This window comes from Streptomyces sp. SID12501, from assembly GCF_010550245.1.
Classification (GTDB): domain Bacteria; phylum Actinomycetota; class Actinomycetes; order Streptomycetales; family Streptomycetaceae; genus Streptomyces.
The window spans coordinates 1-391 of the sequence record NZ_JAAGLU010001014.1; the positions used below are offsets into that span (position 1 = coordinate 1).

General features: G+C 72.9%; 1 pseudogene. It reads left to right on the plus strand.

Annotated features, from left to right (window positions below):
* Positions 1-391 (plus strand): annotated as a pseudogene (locus G3I71_RS49600) (peptidase M13); the annotation flags it as partial.

A 391-nucleotide genomic window follows, 5' to 3' on the forward strand; every position in this document is an offset into this window, starting at 1 on the left:
GGCGCGCCCGCGGGCGCGCTCGACCGGCTCGTCGTGCGCGAGCCGTCGTTCGCCGAGGGTTTCGCGCAGCTCTGGGCGGAGGCCCCGCTCGCGGACTGGCAGGCGTGGACCACGTACCACGTGGTGTCCGCGCGCGCGCCGTACCTCACGGACGAGGTCGTCGAGGCCAACTTCGACTTCTACGGCCGCACGCTCTCGGGCGCGCAGGAGGTCCGCGACCGCTGGAAGCGCGGCGTCGGCCTGGTGCAGGGTGCGCTGGGCGAGGCCGTCGGCAAGGTGTACGTCGAGCGGCACTTCCCGCCGTCGCACAAAGAGCGCATGGACACGCTCGTGGCCCACCTCGTCGAGGCGTACCGCGAGTCGATCACGTCCCTGGAGTGGATGGGCGAGG